The organism is Pseudomonas sp. EL_65y_Pfl1_R83 (assembly GCF_963970695.1).
In the GTDB taxonomy this organism is placed as follows: Bacteria; Pseudomonadota; Gammaproteobacteria; order Pseudomonadales; family Pseudomonadaceae; genus Aquipseudomonas; species Aquipseudomonas tritici.
The window spans coordinates 1-483 of the sequence record NZ_CAXAQI010000327.1 but is presented as its reverse complement, the minus strand read 5'-3'; the positions used below and the strand labels follow the sequence as shown (position 1 = coordinate 483).

The following is a 483-nucleotide window of genomic DNA, read 5'->3' as shown; positions in this document are numbered from 1 at the left end:
ACAGCTTCGAGCTTGGCCTGAAATCGAGCGCGTTGGGCGGGCATGTCCATTTCGACCTTGCCCTCTTCTATACGCGGATTGGTGCCTATCAGGCGACGCTCAACCGCTTGTTCGGGGCGATCCTGGCGAATGTCGGGCGCGTTTCGACGCGCGGCGTGGAGATGGAGGCGCGGTGGCGGGCCTCATCGCGGTTCGAAATGGCCATGACCGCCGCCTATAATGATGCGCACTATGACAGCTATCCTACCGCGCCCTGCCCGCCCGAGACGCTCGGGTCTGCCAGCTGCGATTTGAGCGGCGGCCCGCTGGCGGATGCGCCGCGGTGGATCCTGAACGGGTCGGCGCGCTATACCCGCCAGATCGCGGCCAGCGGGACGGTGTCGGTCGGCTTCGACTATGGGTATCGCTCCCATTATTACGGGAATATCGACAACAGCCGCTATTCCCGATTGGGGAATGTCGGGATCGCCAATGCGCAGCTTG

The 483-nt window shown here is 63.6% G+C and carries 1 protein-coding gene; it reads left to right on the top strand.

The features are described 5' to 3' along the window. Window positions 1-483, top strand: a 483-nt coding sequence (locus AACY08_RS29115; protein WP_339472539.1) for a TonB-dependent receptor, incomplete at both ends; no start/stop codon positions are given.